This is a genomic window from Ramlibacter sp., from assembly GCF_035706265.1.
Lineage (GTDB): Bacteria > Pseudomonadota > Gammaproteobacteria > Burkholderiales > Burkholderiaceae_C > Ramlibacter.
In genome coordinates, this window is the sequence record NZ_DASSVG010000161.1 from 1 (window position 1) to 2,872 (window position 2,872).

General features: G+C 69.6%; 3 protein-coding genes. 1 reads left to right on the forward strand and 2 read right to left on the reverse strand.

Annotated features, from left to right (window positions below):
* Both VFM98_RS06305 and VFM98_RS06310 read right to left on the reverse strand, forming a co-directional pair.
* Positions 1-802 (reverse strand): DGQHR domain-containing protein (locus tag VFM98_RS06305; protein WP_325109053.1); only part of this gene is annotated, 802 nt, incomplete at its 3' end.
* An 82-nt stretch (positions 803-884) separates the two neighbouring features.
* A complete protein-coding gene (locus VFM98_RS06310; RefSeq protein ID WP_325109054.1) occupies positions 885-1,625 on the reverse strand; it encodes a DUF1223 domain-containing protein in 741 nt (246 codons plus the stop codon).
* 57 nt (positions 1,626-1,682) lie between these two features.
* Between VFM98_RS06310 and VFM98_RS06315 the strand changes: the two genes are divergently transcribed.
* The gene (locus tag VFM98_RS06315; RefSeq protein ID WP_325109055.1) at positions 1,683-2,822 is read left to right on the forward strand and encodes an MFS transporter; all 1,140 of its coding nucleotides are present in this window, start codon (positions 1,683-1,685) and stop codon (positions 2,820-2,822) included.
* Positions 2,823-2,872: the final 50 nt, after the last annotated feature.

Here is a 2,872-nt window from a genome sequence, read left to right on the forward strand (position 1 = left end):
CCATGCCGTAGTAGCGCGGCACCTCCTTCGAGCTGCCGCCGGCCAGCTGGATCGAGCGCCACCTGCCGCGCACCCAGCGGTGCAGCTCGTTGAACAGCTCCGCCTGCAGCACCCACTTGTCGCGCTGGCTGCGGCCGCCCAGGCGGTTGATGCGGTAGCGCAGCGGGCTGTCGCCCTCGCTGTAGAGCTTCTCCACCAGCCGCGCGGCGAACTTGCGGTCGGGCGCGGCGAACGACACGCGGTCGTACAGGTCGACCAGGTGGCTCTTGTTGATGCGCGTGGGCGTCGAATTGATGATGACGAACATCTCGGTGGCGAAGTCCTCGCTGCGCCCGTCGAAGATGATGCACGGCACGTTGATGGTGGCCGCATCGTCGGGGCGCTCGTGCAGATAGAACTGCAGCGCCGCCAGGCGGTGCTGGCCGTCGATGATGAGGAACTTCGAGTTCGGCTCCGACAGGCTGCCCTGGCCACCCTCGCCGTTGGCGCGGAAGGTCAGCCGCTCGGACGTGAACAGCAGCACCGTGCCGGGAATCGGCGGCTGCGAGACCGCGGTCTCGTAGAAGTTCTTGAGCTGGCGCACCTTGCCGCGCGAGACGGAGCGCTGGAACGCCTGGTCGTTGCGCTCGATCTTGGCGATGAACTGGGCGATGTCGTCGTCCTGGGAGATGCGCCCGGGCGCGATTTCCTCGCCCTCGCCGTAGAAGCGGCTGATGAAGCGCACCTTCGCCAGCAGGTCCTTGGCCCTGTAGCTGACGAAGTAGAAGACGCCATCCTTTTGCCGGATCTGCGTCGCTTGCATGGACGCTCCTCAATGGCCCCGGCGCCCCCGGCCGGGTCGACGCCGCCGAATATAAAGGAAAATCGAAAATCGGGCCCGGCTTCTAGCAGGCCGGCAGCATCAGGGCCTGCAGGACCTCGCCGGTGCGGCGGTCCTGCACGAAGGCGGCCACCCCGGAATTAGTTGGCACCGCCCCGGGCAGCAGGGGCAGCAGCCGCTCCTCCGGGCGCGCCGCCGCGCCGAGCCCGAGCGGCCCCTGCCACTCGAGCACGACATAGTCCTGGCGCAGCGTGCGCCCGCGGTTCTCGCCGGCAGTGACGCGGCTCTCGAGGCGGTTCTCGTAGGCCGCCAGGTAGAGGGCCGCCGCGGGCCGCTGCGGGGCCTGCGCGGCGACGCGCACGCGCAGGCCCGCGCCCTCCACGCCGGCGAGCTCCAGCGCGATGTGCGCCGCGGCTGGGCGGGCGCTGATGCGCGCGACCGCAGCCTCGAACGCCGGCGTGTCCCAGCCGCGGAAATCGCGGCCCTGCAGCATCACCTGCGGCGTATAGACCAGGGCCCGGCGCTGGAGCTGCGTGAGCTTGCGCTGGCGCAGCGAAAACTCGCGCTTGGCGTAAGGGTCCTTCCACCCGATGTAATCCCAGTAATCGACGTGCAGCGCTATGGGAACGACGTGGGGCGACTTGAGGCCCGAAAGCCAGCGCTCGGCCGGCGGGCAGCTGCTGCAGCCCTGCGAGGTGTAGAGCTCGACGAGCGCCATGGTCTGGGGGCCGGACTCGGCCCTGCACTGCCCCGCTGCGGCGTCCAGGGCGGCGCACAGGACAAGGAGGAAAAGCGCGATCCGCATGCCGCTTGGTCGAAACCCGAGCCCTGGACTTACGCGGCGCGGACCGATAATCCGGGCTTGTCCCATACCTTCTTCTTCCTCGCCTCGCTCATCTGGAACTTCGGGCTGGGCATGACCTGGCTCGTCGTGCCGTTGTACGCGGCGGCGCAGGGACTGTCCAACGCCCAGATCGGCATGCTGTTCTCCCTGCCGATATTTGCCCAGGCCGCGCTCAACCTGCTCGGCGGCGCGTACACGGACCGCATCGGCGGCCGGCGCATCATGCTGGTGTCGTGCTGGATCGTGGTGCTCTCGGCCCTCTGGTTCACCCAGGCGCAGGGCTTCTGGATGCTCATGGCCGGGCAGGTGGGCCTGGTGGTGTCGCGCGCGGCGTTCTGGCCGGCGACCTGGGCCATGGCGAGCGAGCTGCCAGGCAGCCGCGGCATCCAGCTCGGGCGCCTGAACGCGGTCACCAACGTCGGCCAGATCGTCGGCTCCGGGGCCTGCGGCTTCCTGCTGGCGGGAGGCGGCTTCGACGCCACCTTCGGCGTCATGGCGGCGATCGGCGTGGCGGCTTTTGCGGCCGGGCTGGCGACGCGCCCGCTGCCGCGCAAGCCGATCCCGGGCCGCAAGGTGCTCGCCGCCTACGGGCCGCTGCTGCGCGAGCGCATCATCCGCTACTCGGTGCTGTGCGCCTACCTGTCGGCCCTGCCCTTTTCGCTTTCCATGTCGTTCTACCCGCTGCTGCTCGCGCAATACGGCTACGGCGAGGCAACCTCGGGCGTGCTGGTCGCGCTGCGCGCCGTCGGGGCGGTAGCCGCCGGCCTGATTGCCGGGCGCTTCGTCAGGACCGGTCCGGCGACGCCGTGGCCGGTCGTCTGCGGGGTCGGGGTGGCGGCGGCGGTCGGCCTGTTGCCCGTGCTGAACCACGTCGTGCCCCTCGGGCTGTGGATGCTCGTCGTAGGCCTGGCATCCGGCGCGATGACCCTGTATTTCCAGATCACCATCGCCGAGGCGAGCAAGCCCGAGGAGCGCGGCTCGGCGCTGGCTCTCGGTGGCCTGGGTTGGAGCGTGTCGCACATGAGCACGCCCTTGATCATGGGCTTTCTCGCCGACCGCTACGGCATCGTCGAGGCCTTCTACGCCAGCGGCATCCTGGCGCTGATATGCGCCGTCGCCATCGGCTTCATGCGCCCCTGGGCGTTCAGGCGGCCTTGAACATGCCGGGCTCAAGCGAATGGCGTTCCAGGAGGCGGTAGAACTCGGTG

Bases quoted from the DNA above. Each gene is read 5' to 3' on its own strand.
- VFM98_RS06310 (WP_325109054.1), bottom strand. From the start codon at position 1,625: ATGCGGATCGCGCTTTTCCTCCTTGTCCTGTGCGCCGCCCTGGACGCC.